Raw genomic sequence first — 14,120 nt, 5'->3', positions numbered from 1 at the left:
CACTTATTTATTCGCCTTCAAATTCTTCACTATTATCCAGCGATGGGTCTTTAGTTTCCGGTTTATCATCCACTTTGGGTTCAACCTTAGGCTCTACTTTCTTTGGAACAATGGATGAACTAGCTTGAGTTTTTATAGGCACAACCGGTCTTAAATCCGGTTCCATTCGCTCAATGAAATATGAAATTTTTCGAGCTCCTTTAATGCCTTCTGGCAATTTATCTGTGTTTTTACTAAAGCTTACCAAACCCCAAGTCATAATAATACTGGTAGATAGAATGGTGATCAAAATAATATCTCCATTAAACAGTTCCGATTGAAGTTCAACAGGAATGGAGAAGAACAATAGTACTGTAATTAAGCCTCTAGGGGTAATCATCAATTCTGGTAGAATAGATTTCTTCCAAAAGAAAGCCTTGAGTACAATAAAGCGAACCACAAAAAATGAAGCTACAATCATTAAGCTAATACCCAATACCTCTAAGTTGACTAGCGCTGAAAGGTTAATTGTGGTTCCGAACACCACAAAGAAGAAAGTTCGTACTACAAATGCTGTTTCTCGGGTGACCAGATGGAGCTCATCCAGAATCTTATCTATGACATCATGTTTGACCCACTTTTGTAGCTTTCCAACAAAGAAGAGCTTGCTGTTATTAATTACCAAGCCAAATGTTAAGATGATTACCAAAGATGAAAGGTGCATTTGCTTGCCTATGGCATAAATCAAAATCAACATGGCAATCAGCAAAAAGAGCTTTACCTCTCCTTCTATTCGTTGAAACAACACGACCAGACCATAACTAAAAACAAATGAGATAACGATCGTGATAAGGATGTTTCCTATAATTCCATAAACCACCTCTCCTGCTTGTTCTGTTTCGGCATTTCCAGTAAGAAAGTAGAAAAACATAATACCAAGAATATCAGAAAAGGTACTCTCGTAAATCATGAACTCCTTCTTGTCTTTCACTAAGCCAGTTACGCTAGGGATTACAATGGCACTACTGACAACAGAAAGCGGAATGGCATATACTAAAGAAATAAGCGGGGTTTCTTGATAAAAGTGATTAATGATGACGGAAATAAGAAATGCGCACCCCCCTAATGATATTAAAGCCACAAGAAACGATTTCCATATGGTAGGCCATTTTTCCTTACTCAATTCAAGGTCTAGTGCTGCTTCTAAAACAATCATAATAAGACCAACCACCCCTAGTAACTCTAGAGTACTGAAAATCAGCTTGTCTTGATTGATTCCATAAGCATCGAGCCCAAACTTTATTCCTATACCCAATAAAATCAAAAGGATAACACTTGGGATGTTGGTACGCTTAGAAAGTATATTGAACAAGTGCGAAAAAATGATCACACATGACAGTGCTATGATAAGGTTGTATACATTCATGGCCTAATAATAGGGAAAAGTTAATTTCTGAGACTAAAAATGAGCTTAATAATTGACTTCAACCTCATTTTTATATTTATGGTTGCAAATAATCCGTTCATCGGCAGCCCAAATATCATATTCACCGCCTTTGAATAATCAATAATTTAAAAAAATATTCTCGCTTGCCGATTAAAAATAGCAGTTGATATTCTAATATTGCATGAATGAAAAGCCTGTTTAAATCCCTACTAATATCGCTCTCCTTATTGGTGTATGGCATAAGTGTAGACAGTTTGCTGCATCAGGCTTTAATTAAAAACCAAATTGAGTACGCTCAGACCGATCAGGTTAAAGATGCATTTGCTCCTTCTTATTCCAGTTTGTTTCATTTACCAGTCTTTAATGAGTTGGTCACTGAAACATCAACAAGTTTTCAGGAGTCCGAAACAAACTATCTCCCACACTGGGCAGCCGTTCAAAACTCAGGTTCTCATAACACAAAGCAAGCCGTTTGGCGCAAAGAATTAGAACGGTCTAGACAAATTGACCTCAGTCTTTCCGTTAAAGACATCATTTTCCCATTCCATAGCTTCTCATAGGCATTCCATTTATCTCTTAGGCTAACACCCGTTGGCCATGTATTTTTTTTGGTTTCAGAATTCATTATGGAGTTCTGTGACCACCAATATTATTTAATCTAAAAGAAAATGGAATTATCTACAACACTATTTGGTATAGCTGCCATGGCAGCATTTGTGCTCCCTATTGTTTATTTACAAGGAATGCAGAAGAAAAAGGAAAAGAAATTATACGCTGAATTTCTTCAGTTAACACAAGAAAAGGGCTTAAAACTCACCCACAGTGAGGTATGGAATTATGTGTATTGTTTGGGTTTAGATGTTCAAACAAAACAACTTATACATTTTAAAAAGAAAGGTGAAACGCCCGAAATACAATTGATTGATTTAAAGCCATTTAAGAAATGTACGGTGAACAAAGTAGGCAGAACAGTGAAAACAAACGATGGCCCAGTTACGGTAATTGAGCGCTTACACTTGACTTTAACTCCTTCAAATGTTCAAAGTAAAATTCAAAACATAGAGTTTTACAATGCGGATGAAAGTAGTTCGATCACTACTGAATTGCCTTTGCTTACTAAATGGGAGAAACAAATTAATGAGGTACTTCAGGCATAGAAGATCATAAAAAACTTGAGAGGTCTGGTAAAATTATTCTTACCAGACCTTCATATTAAAAAATGAATTTGATAGTAATTGCTGAAAAGAGCGTCCAAAAGTTATCTTTGCAGCTTTGATAACATTATCATCTTCAAATCAAAATTAATTGAGCTTAACTATAGAGAACATAATGCTAATTGGTTCGCTATTGCTGTTTATCAGCATTATAGCGGGTAAAACCTCCTACCGTTTTGGAGTTCCCACCTTAGTATTGTTCTTGGCGATTGGAATGTTAGCTGGCTCCGATGGAATTGGAGGCATTTATTTCGATAATCCTTCAGCCGCTCAATTTATCGGAGTAGTTTCTCTTAACTTCATCCTTTTTTCTGGCGGACTCGATACTAACTGGCAGTCTATTAAACCGGTTTTATGGCAAGGAATCTCCCTTTCTACCTTAGGGGTTTTACTCACAGCAGTAACCATGGGCACCTTCGTTTGGGCCATAACCGACTTTACTATTTATGAAGGTCTACTGCTTGGTGCAATTATATCTTCCACCGATGCGGCAGCCGTTTTTTCAATTTTAAGAGGAAAAAACTTAGCACTTAGAAATAACCTAAGGCCTACCCTTGAGCTAGAAAGTGGAAGTAATGATCCAATGGCTTATGTATTGACCATTGCTTTCTTAGCCCTAGTGGTGAATCCAGATCAGAGTTTGCTCTCTATTATTCCATTGTTTCTGAAACAGATGATTATTGGAGGAATCGCTGGGTTGCTTTTCGGAATGGTGAGCAAATATGTTATTAACAGAATCAAGCTTGGGTTTGAAGGACTGTATCCTGTATTGGTGATTTCGTTGATGTTTATCACTTTCTCTGGTACCGATGCGCTAGGTGGAAATGGTTTCTTGGCCGTTTATTTATGTGCCGTTTACCTTGGCAACCAAGACTTAATCCATAAAAAAACCATTCTTAAAATGTTTGATGGTTTGGCATGGCTCATGCAAATTGTACTTTTCCTTACCCTAGGCTTATTGGTTTATCCCACAGAAATACTTCCAATTTTAGGCATTGGTTTACTCATTTCACTATTTCAAATATTTGTAGCCCGACCAATAAGTGTTTTTTTAAGCCTAACGCCTTTCAAAATGAAAATGAGAAGGCGGTTCTATATTTCATGGGTTGGGCTTAGAGGGGCTGTGCCGATTGTTTTTGCTACCTACCCCTTAATTGCTGGAATCGAAAAAGCCAGTATGATCTTCAATATTGTGTTCTTTATTTCGCTGTCTTCGGTACTAATTCAAGGAACAACTTTATCTGTTATAGCAAAATGGCTTAATGTGGCTTTACCAGAAGATTCTAAACCAAAATCACCATTAGATGAATTGCTTTCAGAAACTGCCAAGGCGATAATGGTTGAAATAAAAATGCCCGAAAACGGTGTAGCGGTAAACAAAAAAATAGTCGACCTCAACTTTCCTAAAACCGCGCTGATCGCAATGATAAATCGAGACAATAAATTCATTACACCCAATGGAGCTACTGAAATTCTTGCAGAAGACACGCTTGTAGTACTTTCTGATACCCAAGAGGGTATTGGCCAGGTTTATGAATGTTTACAAATTGAACAACCTTAAAACTTCTAAAATAGCTTTTCAGCAATTTGCTTAATGACACTTGATTTGCTCATAGTGTAATAATGCAAGCATGGCACTTTTGCTTCCATTAGTTCTTTCGACTGCTGAATACACCATTCAATTCCTACTTCTCTAGCCGCCTTATTGTCTTTACATTTATCCAATTCATCAACCAAGTCATCTGGCAAATCCACATGGAAAATACTAGGTAGAATAGTGCTATGATTAAGCGTTGTTAATGGTTTCAGCCCTGGAATAATAGGCACATTGATATCTGCTTTTCGGCACTTTTCAACAAAGTCGAAGTATTTCTGATTATCGAAAAACATTTGGGTAACGATGTACTCCGCCCCCATATCTACCTTTTGCTTTAAGTACTTCATATCACTTTTAAGACTTGGAGCCTCAAAGTGTTTTTCTGGATAACCCGCCACACCAATAGAAAAGTTGGTTTTGGCCATTTCCACTTCTTCGTGCAAATATTTACCCTGATTTAAATCTAAAACCTGTTGCATCAATTCTGTAGCATACGAATGCCCTTCTGGATCTGGAACGAACCTTCCCTCCGATTTAATAGCATCTCCACGCAATACCAACACATTATCAATTCCCAAGAAATCAAGGTCGATCAGTGCGTTCTCCGTTTCTTCCTTATTAAAACCACCACAAATAATATGAGGCACAGCGTCTACCCCGTATTTATTCATTATTGCAGCACAAATCCCCACCGTTCCCGGACGTTTACGAGTAGTTACTTTTTCGAGCAAACCGTTATCGTGTTGCTTATAAATGTACTCTTCGCGATGATAGGTGACATCAATAAATGGCGGGTTAAACTCCATTAAAGGGTCAATCGCATCGAAAATACCATTTACATTCTCTCCTTTTCTAGGTGGAAGAATCTCGAAGCTGAAAAGGGTTTTACCTTTTGCTCTTTTTATATGTTGGGTTACTTTCATTTCTAATGTATTGAAGTGTTTAGGTGTTTAGGTGTTGAAGTGTTGGCGAAATTCGCAACATCGAACTATTGGCTTTCTTTATTTCTTAAGTATTTAATGAATGCTAAAATTGAGGCCTTTGTCTCTTCAATTTGCTTTTGAAAGTTTTCAATGTCTTCCGAGGGAAAATACTCTAGGTCTAACATCAAATAGGTCATGCTTTTTACTTCTGTACAAGACGCAGAAGCATAATCAAGAAATTTAACAAAGTCTTTTGGAGAAAATCGGCCAAATCCTTCGGCAATATTATTCATGATTGAAAGCCCTGCTCTCTTGAACTGCGAACGTGTATCGAAATCCTTGGCTAATTGACCTTGATTAGACATTACATAAACCTGATGAGTCAGTTTTCTTGCCAACTGCCAACACCTTAAATCTTCAAATCTTGTCACCTTTGCCATATCTCGATCATTTAATTTTAACATTCAATACTTCCACACCTAAGCACTTCAGTACTTAGACATCATAAGTTAAGTTTGGGCTCAACCACTTCTCGGTTTCTTCCAAAGTCATTCCTTTGCGTTTGGCGTAATCTTGCACTTGGTCTTTTTCAATTTTGCCTAAACCGAAGTATTTGGCTTCTTCATGCATAAAATAAAGGCCACTTACGGAAGAGGCTGGGTACATCGCCATCGACTCTGTGAGAATAATCCCCGTTTCTTCTTGAGCATTGAGTAAATCAAAAAGAATTGGTTTTTCAGTGTGATCTGGGCAAGCTGGGTAGCCCGGTGCTGGCCTAATTCCTTGATAACTTTCTTTAATTAAGGATTCATTGTCCAAGGTTTCGTTTTTCGCATAACCCCAAAGTTCTTTGCGCACTATGGCGTGCATGGCTTCTGCAAAAGCTTCTGCCAAGCGATCGGCAATGGCCTTGATCATAATAGAATTGTAATCGTCATGATCTTTCTCATACTTTTCCACTAGGGGTTCAATCCCTAAACCGCCCGTTACGGCAAAACCACCTACATAGTCAATTTTCCCTGAATCCTTTGGTGCTATAAAATCCGCTAAAGACAAGTTAGGAATGCCGGTGCCTTTTTTACCTTGCTGCCTCAAGCAATGAAACACAGTTTTTACTTCATTACGAGTCTCTTCTGTGTACACTTCAATGTCATCACCAACACTGTTGGCGGGGTAGAGTCCCACCACGCCATTGGCTTGAAGCAGGTTTTTCTCAATTACTTCATCGAGCATTTTATTGGCATCGTCAAAAAGCTTTTTGGCTTCCTTGCCAATTGTTTCGTTTTCGAAAATTCTAGGGTATTTCCCCTTCAGCATCCAAGTCTGGAAGAAAGGAGTCCAGTCGATGTACTCTCTAATAATATTCAGATCGAAGTTTTTGAATACTTTATTTCCTATAAAGCTCGGTTTCACGTATTCTTTTTCTTCCCAATTCACTTTAAGCCTATTACCCAAAGCTCTGCTATAAGGAATGTAATGCTTGATTTCTTTACGGTTTGCGTGATCTTCGCGAAGCTTTGCATATTCGCTTTTCACCTGTGTTTTGTAATTCGCCTTGCGATCTCCGCTTATCAATTCTCCAGCTACAGGCACACTTTTAGAAGCATCCAAAACATGTACAACTGGTCCGGAATAAACTGGGTCAATCTTTACTGCGGTATGAATTCTCGAAGTGGTTGCACCGCCCACCATAAGCGGTAACTTCATCTTCCTTCTTTCCATTTCTTTGGCTACGTGCACCATTTCGTCAAGTGAAGGAGTAATCAAACCACTTAAACCAATTACATCCACATTTTCCTCAATGGCTTTATCAAGAATTTTATCGGCAGGCACCATTACGCCCATATCGATGATATCGTAATTATTACAGGCCAAAACCACCCCAACAATATTCTTCCCAATATCATGAACATCTCCTTTTACCGTGGCCAAAAGGATTTTTCGACCAGTTTCTCGTTCTGGAATTATCCCCCTCTCGGTCTCACTCAAAGTGGAGTTATCACCTTCCCCTGAAGGGAAGGAAGGGTTGGGGCGAGTTAGCTTAGCTTGTCTTTTTTCCTCTTTCTCTTTTTCCAAATAAGGCAAAAGATAAGCCACCGCCTTTTTCATTACGCGAGCACTCTTTACTACTTGTGGCAAAAACATTTTACCTGAGCCAAAAAGGTCACCCACTACATTCATTCCATCCATTAAAGGACCTTCAATGACCTTCAATGGACTTATATATTTCTGTCGAGCTTCTTCTGTGTCTTCATCTATAAATTCGATAATTCCTTTCACCAAAGCGTGTTCCAGTCGCTTTTCTACCGACTCCTTCCGCCAAGCATCGTCTTTTACTTGTTTCTTTCCTTCGCCTTTTACCGTTTCGGCAAAATCCAGTAAACGCTCAGTAGAGTCTGGTCTTCGATTTAGGAGTACATCCTCTACCCTTTCTAACAAGTCTTTTGGAATGTCGTCATAAATCTCAAGCATGGTAGGGTTAACAATTCCCATGTCCATTCCATTTTGAATGGCATGATATAGAAAGGCCGAATGCATGGCTTCGCGAACAGGGTTATTCCCCCGGAATGAGAAAGACACATTACTTACACCGCCACTCACATGGGCCCCAGGCAGATGCTCTCTGATCCATTTGGTAGCCTTAAAGAAATCAACCGCATTATTATTGTGCTCTTCTATACCTGTCGCCACAGGGAAAATATTGGGGTCGAAAATGATATCGTTCTTCGGAAACTTGACAACATTGACCAGAATATCATATGAACGTTTACAAATCTCTATTCTTCTTTCGTATGAATCGGCTTGACCTTCTTCATCAAAAGCCATAACGATAACGGCTGCACCATAACGTTTTACTTTCTTAGCATGAGCAATAAAAACTTCTTCTCCTTCCTTTAAAGAAATGGAATTTACTACGCACTTACCTTGTACACACTTAAGACCTGCTTCGATGATTTCCCATTTAGAAGAGTCGATCATAATTGGGATTCGGGAAATATCAGGTTCAGCAGCAATCAGGTTCAAAAACTTGACCATCGCCTCTTTTCCATCAAGCATTCCTTCGTCCATGTTGACATCGAGAATCTGAGCGCCTCCATCCACTTGATCACGAGCTACTTCTAAGGCTTCATCAAACTTTTCTTCCAAAATTAATCGTGCAAAGCGCTTAGAACCCGTTACATTGGTTCGCTCTCCTACATTCACAAAATTAGATTCGGGGGTAACAATTAAGGGTTCGAGGCCTGAAAGCTCAAGTGTTGAATTATATTTATTCATATTATGTAAGTCAATAGTCGTTGATTGGATTAATCTTGAATTACTTGACGTTCCAAACTTCGCGGCTGATACTTGGCAGCCACTTCAGCAATAGCCTTAATATGTTCTGGCGTGGTACCACAACAGCCCCCTACAATGTTCAAGAAATTGCTAGAAAGGAAGTCTTCTATCTGCTCTGCCATTTCCTCTGGCGATTCATCATATTGACCGAATTCATTTGGTAAACCAGCATTGGGATGCGCACTGGTAAAAAAATTAGCCTTTTCTGAAAGCGTTTCTAAATATGGACGAAGTTGTTTGGCTCCTAAAGCGCAGTTAAGTCCGATTGAGAGCAAAGGAATATGAGAAACTGAAATTAAAAAAGCCTGAGTGGTTTGTCCGGAGAGCGTTCTGCCACTGGCATCGGTAATCGTTCCTGAAACCATGATCGGCCATTCTTTTCCCTTTTCTTGAGAAACTTCTTCAATCGCAAAAAGTGCAGCCTTAGCATTCAGCGTATCGAACACCGTCTCGACTAATAGTAAATCTACACCACCATCAGTAAGCGCAATTACTTGTTCTTTATAGGCTTGAACTAATTCATCGAAAGTAATGGCCCTAAAACCAGGATCATTTACATCTGGAGATAAAGAAGCGGTTCTGTTTGTAGGCCCTATGGAGCCTGCTACAAAGCGAGGCTTATGGGGTTCTTGCGCTGTAATTTCATCAGCTACTTCTCTGGCAATTTTGGCCGACTCAAAGTTGATTTCATACACCGCATCTTCCAAATGATAGTCTGCTTGAGCGATTGTAGTACCACTGAAGGTATTTGTTTCTACAATATCAGCACCCGCTAAAAAATATTGGAGATGGATATCTTTAATGATTTCTGGTCGGGTGATGGAAAGCAGGTCATTATTCCCCTTTAAAGAATGTGGATGATCTTTGAATCTATCTCCTTTAAAATCTTCTTCCTCTAAAGGGTGCCTTTGAATCATAGTGCCCATTGCACCATCCAAAACCAAGATTCGTTCTTTGAGAATTTCCTTAATATTTCTTGACATAATTTGCATTTAGAATGCTCATCAAGAAAGGCAGGGAGAGTTTTGCAGGCTCATCTTTTCCTCGAATAAATTCGAGGCTAGGAATTAGCACCAGCTTTTACAGGTTGCTAAGACGTCACAGGGCCTAGTCCCTCAGTCTTTCTTGATAAGTGATGCAAAGAAAGTAAATAAAGATTAAACCGAAGCTGCTTGATCTAAATATTTCAGAAAAATCTATTGTTCCGTTTTTTATAAAAATCGCTTGAATGCACCTTGTAACAAGAATATTCTCTAATTTAATGCCCATCTATGAGTAGTCTAAGATTAGCAGCAATTGATATTGGTTCGAATGCCATAAGGTTTCAAGTCACTAATGTGTTGAGTTATGAGGGTCAGCACATCTTTAAAAAACTCGAATATGTGAGGTTTCCTTTAAGATTGGGGCAAGATGTTTTTACCCTCAAAAAAATTGGACCAGAAAAGGAAGATAAATTCTTGAGGCTGATGCACGCTTTTAAACTTCTGATCGACTTATATGAAGTAGAAGATTATTATGCTTGTGCCACCTCAGCCATGCGAGAAGCAGAAAATGGCTACAAGCTAGCCGAGAAAGTTAACCAACTTTTAGGGCTTAAAATCAGAATCATTAGTGGAGATGCGGAGGCCGAGCTCATTAATAAGGTAGTTCTTAAAAAGCTCGATAATGAGAATTACCTACATATTGATGTGGGTGGCGGTAGTACTGAACTCAACTTAATTTCCAATGGAAAGAAAGTGGCTTCTCAATCTTTTAAAGTCGGATCTGTAAGAAGTATTGAACAGTTGGGCACTTCTGATATTCTTGAAAAAATAGACAATTGGGTGAAAGCCAATGTAATTGGTAAGTATAAAATAATTACGGCCATTGGTACGGGGGGAAACATCAACAAAACCTACGAATTGGCGAATAAGCGTAAAATCGATCGTATTTTAACATTAAAAGAAGTATTGGACGTCCAATCTTATGTAGCGGGCTTTACTTTAGAAGAAAGAATTCATAAGCTTCAACTTAACCCCGATAGGGCCGATGTAATCATTCCTGCCTCACATATTTATATGCATGTAATGAAGTCGGCAAAGTGCCGAAAAATATTGGTGCCCGATGTAGGTTTGAAAGATGGCATAATGCATATGCTTTATGAAAGAAATATCAGGGATAGTGAAGTTGACTTCAAATAAGAAAACTGCGATTCAAAACCGTTTGCAACCCCTAATGTAAAAGCCAAGGTTAGATTAAACCATTTTTAACTTTGTATGTCAAATGCCCAAAACAAAATCAAAATGAGAAAAAGAACTCTATTAATTGTGGCGATATTCTTTGCTGTAGCAGCAACAGCATTCGCTCAACGTGGTGGCGGACAAGGACAAGGTGGACAACGACCTGACCCTAAAGTTCAAGCTAAAACCACAGCAGACACATGGCAAGAAAAATTTGGTCTGTCTGATGAACAACGTACAAAAGTTTACGATCTTCTTATAGCTTCTTCAGAAAAGCAAACAGCAAAAATGACTGAACTAAGAAGTAGCGGCACTATGGATCGTGAAGCTATGACAGCTGCAATGACTAAAATGCAAGAAGAGCAAGACATAGAATTAAAGAAGATATTCAGTGCAACTCAATGGACTGCATATGAAACTTGGAAGAAAGAAAATCCTCAACCTCAAGGAAGAAGAGGCGGTGGCGGTGGCCGAGGCGGACAAGAATAGAGTTTGTTTTTAAGTGGTTATAAACCCGTTATCTAAATGGTATCGGGTTTTTTTATGCTCAACAATGAAAGCACTATGCTGTTTTAATTGCTTTTCTCTTTTTAAAAGAAACCTTAAAGTAAATTAGGGTAAGGCTCAGAACGAATATTGCTGAGTTGGCAATAATTACTGGAATCAGCCACAAAGCAAAACCATAAATAAGCCAAACAATAGTGCTGCAAAAAACAATAATGAGCATTCCCATACTCAAATCTTCCGCACTTTTAATTTTCCATGTGCGAATAACTTGAGGTAAAAAAGTCAGGCTACTCAAAATTGCTCCTAGTAAACCCATTGATTCATATATATCCATCTCATTCTATCTAGGCCGAAATTTATCATATAAATCCAGAAGATTTTTCGAATAGAAAGATTAGAGTTAAATATAACCTAGGGATAAAACTGCCTAAGCCTAGGTTTTTGAATAAACACTTTTACTCGTATCGCAATGCCTCTATTGGGTTTCGCCTGGCTACTTTAATGGCCTGGAAAACTACCGTTAAAAAAGCAACGCCAAGGATTAAAACTGCCGGTATAGCAAAGATATACCAAGCCAAATCAATTTGATAAGAGAAAGTTTGAAGCCATTTTTCAGCACCCAAATATGCGATTGGTAGGGCGATTATTACGGAAAGAAGAATTAGCTTCATAAAGTTTGTAGACAGCATTTGTATGATGCTAGAAACGTTTGCCCCCAGAACCTTTCTAATACCAATCTCTTTTATTTTCTGCTGTACCTCGTAAAGCACTAAACCGAATAATCCTAGTATTGACACAAAGACTGTGATGGAAGCAAAAACCCCGAAAACGGCTCCAAACTGTTGATCTGCTTTGTATTGCTCGTTAAATTTCTCATCCAGAAAGAAGTAATCGAAATCACTATTCGGATAAACAGTTCGATACGCACTTTCAATCTTAGCCACCATCTCTTTATATGATCCTCCTGAATTTTCTGCATTCAATTTTACAGAAGCATAATTACCATTGTCTCCTTCCTTATCGAACCAAAAAATGGTAGGATCAACACTTGTTTTCAATGAATGATGATTGTAATCGTTAAACACGCCCAACACCTTAACTTCATTACCCCAGAAATGGACCTTTGCCCCTATTGCTTCTTCATTTGAATTAAAGCCTAACATTCTTCTGGCGGTTTCATTCACCATTATAGAGGTTAAGTCCTCACTCGCGGAAATATCTCTATCATTGTCGAAAGTTCTTCCAGCAAGTACCTTAAAACCAAATGTTGGTACAAACTCAGCATCCACTCTATAAAAGAAGTATACATTGCTTTTGCCTTCTTCATGGCCTTGCGCGTAAACACCCGTTCCAGTATTCATTTCAACGGTACCTTGGCCAAATAAAGTCTCGGAATAAGCCACATTGGTTATCTGTGGTAACTTCTTTAGTTCGGTTTTGAATGCCTTACGTTTGTGCAATTGGGTTTCGTGAGCATCCGCCAGCAATGGCGACCGAACTACCACGGTCTGATCAATATTTACTCCCAACTTTTGGTCTCGCATTTCTTGCACCTGAGCATAAATCACCATGGTTCCTGCCAAAAGCACCATAGTAATCATAAACTGAAATACTACCAGTCCCTTTCTGAGTAACACTCCCTTTTTGGAACTTGCAAGACTGCCTTTTAAAACTTCAAGCGGTTTATAGTTCGATATCACCAAAGCTGGGTAAACGCCAGAAGCCAGTGTACCCATAAAAAGTAGCCCCATCACAAATCCAAAAAGCGCTAGGTCTGAAAACACATTGAAGCTTAAGCTCAGGCCGGAGAACTGATTAAAGAAAGGCAAAACGCCTTGAATCAGAGTCAGTGTAAGTATCAAGGACAAAAAGTTAATGAGGAAAGATTCTGTCAAAAACTGACTTAATAAAGCCCCCTTATTAGACCCTAAAACCTTCCTTACTCCTACTTCTTTACCCCTTTCTAAAGCCTTTGCAGTGGATAGGTTAATATAGTTTACCCAAGCAATCACCAATACAAATAAAGCCACAACCAATAAGATGTTGACAGTTGCTTGGCTTCCGTTCACATCGGCTTCAAAGGTTTTGTCTGAATGAAGGTGGATATCTGTTAAGGGCTGAATAACGAGTTTCTCGGTCCTGTCTTCTTCTGTTTTGGCTAAAAAATTCTTATTAAAACGTTCTGCAAAAGCATTATCGAGTTTTACTCCATTCGTTTTCAAATACATGAATTCATTATTTCCATTCCAGTTATTGTAATCCCACTTCAGGTATTGAACACCGGTTTGGTAAGCGATTAGGATATCAAATTTAAGGTGGGCGTTTTCTGGAACATCTTTAACCACACCAGTCACCTGCATGGGAATTTCGGCCCCTCCAGGTACTGCTGTTAAAATTTTGCCCATTGGGTTTTCATCTCCAAAATATTTTTCCGCAACACTTTCAGTTATTACAATTTTAGCCACCTCATTCAATGCCGAAGCGCTATCGCCTTGAGTCATTCCCCAATCAAAAACAGTTAACCAACCAGGATTAGCAAAGTATACTCGATCTTCATTAAAGGCCTTTTCTTCATTTTTAAACAAAAAACGACCAATATGGCGCGCCATAGCAAATTCTTCTATCTCTGGAAAATCCTCAATCGCCATTGGGCCTACGGCAGGGTAGCATTGTGCATCGGCAGTTTGAAAAGTACCTTCTGCATATAAATCAACTGTTACTCTATAGATATCTTTCGCTTGAGGATGAAATCGATCATAGCTCATTTCGAACCTCGCGTAAGTCAGAATCAGAAAACAGACAGTCATGCCCACGGTAAGACCAAAGATGTTTATAATGGCAAAAGACTTTCTCTTCTTTATATTTCTGATGGCAACAATTAGGTTGTTTCTGAACATG

Annotated in this window: 12 protein-coding genes and 1 riboswitch; of the genes, 5 read left to right on the top strand and 7 right to left on the bottom strand. The window is 38.8% G+C overall.

The annotated features are described in order from the left end of the window. Window positions 1-7: 7 nt before the first annotated feature. Window positions 8-1,405 (bottom strand): cation:proton antiporter domain-containing protein, encoded by a 1,398-nt coding sequence (locus tag MB14_RS11875; RefSeq protein ID WP_084376056.1) that lies wholly within the window; start codon window positions 1,403-1,405, stop codon window positions 8-10. A gap of 206 nt (window positions 1,406-1,611) precedes the next feature. On the opposite strand from MB14_RS11875, the gene MB14_RS11870 reads away from it, so the two are divergent. The 3 genes from MB14_RS11870 to MB14_RS11860 all read left to right on the top strand — a co-directional run bounded on the left by MB14_RS11870 (window position 1,612) and on the right by MB14_RS11860 (window position 4,201). Further along, on the top strand, window positions 1,612-1,986 hold the full coding sequence (locus MB14_RS11870) for a hypothetical protein (protein WP_132643998.1): 375 nt from the start codon (window positions 1,612-1,614) through the stop codon (window positions 1,984-1,986). Between the two features lie 108 nt (window positions 1,987-2,094). After that, a complete protein-coding gene (locus MB14_RS11865) occupies window positions 2,095-2,583 on the top strand; it encodes a hypothetical protein (RefSeq protein WP_062591835.1) in 489 nt (162 codons plus the stop codon). 148 nt (window positions 2,584-2,731) lie between these two features. Then, window positions 2,732-4,201: a potassium/proton antiporter gene (locus tag MB14_RS11860; protein WP_062591834.1), complete on the top strand. Its 1,470-nt coding sequence runs from the start codon at window positions 2,732-2,734 to the stop codon at window positions 4,199-4,201. 5 nt (window positions 4,202-4,206) lie between these two features. Here MB14_RS11860 and metF read toward each other — a convergent pair whose 3' ends face one another. From metF to MB14_RS11840, 4 genes are all read right to left on the bottom strand, one after another. Continuing rightward, on the bottom strand, window positions 4,207-5,160 hold the full coding sequence (metF, locus tag MB14_RS11855) for a methylenetetrahydrofolate reductase [NAD(P)H] (RefSeq protein WP_062591833.1): 954 nt from the start codon (window positions 5,158-5,160) through the stop codon (window positions 4,207-4,209). A 65-nt stretch (window positions 5,161-5,225) separates the two neighbouring features. After that, complete coding sequence (locus tag MB14_RS11850) at window positions 5,226-5,600, bottom strand: four helix bundle protein (protein WP_062591831.1); 375 nt, start codon at window positions 5,598-5,600, stop codon at window positions 5,226-5,228. Window positions 5,601-5,655: 55 nt separating this feature from the next. Further along, a complete protein-coding gene (gene metH / locus MB14_RS11845; protein ID WP_062591829.1) occupies window positions 5,656-8,436 on the bottom strand; it encodes a methionine synthase in 2,781 nt (926 codons plus the stop codon). Window positions 8,437-8,465: 29 nt separating this feature from the next. After that, window positions 8,466-9,479 carry a homocysteine S-methyltransferase family protein gene (locus MB14_RS11840; protein ID WP_089082178.1) on the bottom strand — a complete coding sequence of 338 codons (1,014 nt, stop codon included), beginning with the start codon at window positions 9,477-9,479 and terminating at the stop codon, window positions 8,466-8,468. A gap of 47 nt (window positions 9,480-9,526) precedes the next feature. Next, a riboswitch (SAM riboswitch) is annotated at window positions 9,527-9,631 on the bottom strand. A 136-nt stretch (window positions 9,632-9,767) separates the two neighbouring features. Between MB14_RS11840 and MB14_RS11835 the strand changes: the two genes are divergently transcribed. Continuing rightward, window positions 9,768-10,676, top strand: a complete 909-nt coding sequence (locus MB14_RS11835; protein WP_062591825.1) for a Ppx/GppA phosphatase family protein — start codon at window positions 9,768-9,770, stop codon at window positions 10,674-10,676. A 75-nt stretch (window positions 10,677-10,751) separates the two neighbouring features. Next, window positions 10,752-11,204: a DUF4890 domain-containing protein gene (locus MB14_RS11830; protein ID WP_062591824.1), complete on the top strand. Its 453-nt coding sequence runs from the start codon at window positions 10,752-10,754 to the stop codon at window positions 11,202-11,204. Between the two features lie 73 nt (window positions 11,205-11,277). On the opposite strand, the gene MB14_RS11825 is transcribed toward MB14_RS11830, so the two are convergent. Together MB14_RS11825 and MB14_RS11820 are read right to left on the bottom strand one after the other, a co-directional pair. Beyond that, window positions 11,278-11,556, bottom strand: a complete 279-nt coding sequence (locus tag MB14_RS11825; RefSeq protein ID WP_062591822.1) for an SWEET family sugar transporter — start codon at window positions 11,554-11,556, stop codon at window positions 11,278-11,280. Window positions 11,557-11,677: 121 nt separating this feature from the next. After that, a complete protein-coding gene (locus MB14_RS11820) occupies window positions 11,678-14,119 on the bottom strand; it encodes an ABC transporter permease (RefSeq protein WP_062591820.1) in 2,442 nt (813 codons plus the stop codon). Window position 14,120: the final 1 nt, after the last annotated feature.

The sequence above is a fragment of the Roseivirga ehrenbergii genome (assembly GCF_001593005.1).
GTDB classification, from domain to species: Bacteria; Bacteroidota; Bacteroidia; order Cytophagales; family Cyclobacteriaceae; genus Roseivirga; species Roseivirga ehrenbergii.
Note: the sequence above shows the minus strand (reverse complement) of the source record. Positions and strands in the feature narration are given on the sequence as shown.

Excerpts from the sequence above, each read along its gene's own strand:
- MB14_RS11875 (WP_084376056.1), bottom strand. The coding sequence starts at position 1,405 with ATGAATGTATACAACCTTATCATAGCACTGTCATGTGTGATCATTTTT.
- MB14_RS11870 (WP_132643998.1), top strand. The coding sequence starts at position 1,612 with ATGAAAAGCCTGTTTAAATCCCTACTAATATCGCTCTCCTTATTGGTG.
- MB14_RS11865 (WP_062591835.1), top strand. The coding sequence starts at position 2,095 with ATGGAATTATCTACAACACTATTTGGTATAGCTGCCATGGCAGCATTT.
- metF (WP_062591833.1), bottom strand. The coding sequence starts at position 5,160 with ATGAAAGTAACCCAACATATAAAAAGAGCAAAAGGTAAAACCCTTTTC.
- MB14_RS11850 (WP_062591831.1), bottom strand. The coding sequence starts at position 5,600 with ATGGCAAAGGTGACAAGATTTGAAGATTTAAGGTGTTGGCAGTTGGCA.
- metH (WP_062591829.1), bottom strand. The coding sequence starts at position 8,436 with ATGAATAAATATAATTCAACACTTGAGCTTTCAGGCCTCGAACCCTTA.
- MB14_RS11840 (WP_089082178.1), bottom strand. The coding sequence starts at position 9,479 with ATGTCAAGAAATATTAAGGAAATTCTCAAAGAACGAATCTTGGTTTTG.
- MB14_RS11835 (WP_062591825.1), top strand. The coding sequence starts at position 9,768 with ATGAGTAGTCTAAGATTAGCAGCAATTGATATTGGTTCGAATGCCATA.
- MB14_RS11830 (WP_062591824.1), top strand. The coding sequence starts at position 10,752 with ATGTCAAATGCCCAAAACAAAATCAAAATGAGAAAAAGAACTCTATTA.
- MB14_RS11825 (WP_062591822.1), bottom strand. The coding sequence starts at position 11,556 with ATGGATATATATGAATCAATGGGTTTACTAGGAGCAATTTTGAGTAGC.
- MB14_RS11820 (WP_062591820.1), bottom strand. The coding sequence starts at position 14,119 with ATGTTCAGAAACAACCTAATTGTTGCCATCAGAAATATAAAGAAGAGA.